A 1,138-nucleotide genomic window follows, 5' to 3' on the forward strand; every position below is an offset into this window, starting at 1 on the left:
CCTTAGTTTCACTCTTAGCAACAGAAAATAACGTGCCAAGTGTTTTTCTTTCCTCTACACTCCCAACGCCAGCTGCCGAAGTTTCAGGGGATAAATCCCGGATCTCCATATTTCTAATTTTCTCCAAGGCATTCTTCATACCCGGCAACTTATTCGTTAATGCTGCTACTTCTTCCGACTTACCAACTATTTTATCGCTTTTCCCTGCTGCTTGAAAGAGATTTGCACCCTCTTCGATTTTCCCTCCATTCACTACGGCCGCTACTTCACCGACGCCGACACAAAAACTACCAATATCAAATATCATGCCACCAAAAGCATAAGGGTCGGTCATGGCTTTTTCTACATAATCTTTCACTGCGTTATACATTTCTTTTTCGTCTTTTCTATAGGTTCTAGCGAGGTTATCCAGTACGGGAATTTTGTCCGTTAGTTCGGGATTATTTAAGAATTTACTAAGATGAGGAGCCTTAGTTGTGATATAGCCTACAATCCCATATTCGGCCAGTTTCTTCGTACCTTCCCAAGTCGCATCGAGATCGTCCAGTTTCCATTGTTCTGTTTCTACGCCACGTATCTTGTTAATACCCAACTCACCAAGCTCTAGGACTAGGTAAACTGATTTTATTACACCTGTCGCAGCCCCACTAATTGTGGAACCAGCCGCGCCTATCAAACCTTCTAACATCAAGACTTTATCAGATTGTTCTTTCAGGGCAGGAATGTTCTTTCCTAACCATCTTGTTCCTTTTTCTAATCCATCCCATTTCTTACCGATACTAGCAAAAACGCCTTGAAGCCACGCCTCCGCTGGATGATGGTTCGCCCACTCCTCTTGCTTTTTCTTCATTTCTCCTTCAGCTTGCAGTTGCGCTTCTTTTTCCGCCTTCGTTATTTGTGCATCCGTTTCATGAATGTCTTTTGCCAACGCATCTTGCGCAAAGAAAGCTTGCAGTTGCGGATCAGTATAAGATAAACTGCCCATTTCCCTTGCCATTTGAACTTGGTTGTTTAGTTTATCGAGAATTTTTTCCGCATTGCTTTCTGCTTTTTTGCTTTCAAATTGCTGTACTTTTTGAATCGTATCCTCTAGTTCTTTACTGGCTGCAACCAGTTTTTCATCAAACTGGCTTCTCGG

1 pseudogene is annotated in these 1,138 nt (G+C 42.5%); it reads right to left on the reverse strand.

Annotated features, from left to right (window positions below):
* A pseudogene (locus tag B5P40_RS33945) lies at positions 1 to 1,138 on the reverse strand (T7SS effector LXG polymorphic toxin); the annotation flags it as partial.

The organism is Bacillus sp. SRB_8, from assembly GCF_003264205.1.
In the GTDB taxonomy this organism is placed as follows: domain Bacteria; phylum Bacillota; class Bacilli; order Bacillales; family Bacillaceae_G; genus Bacillus_A; species Bacillus_A mycoides.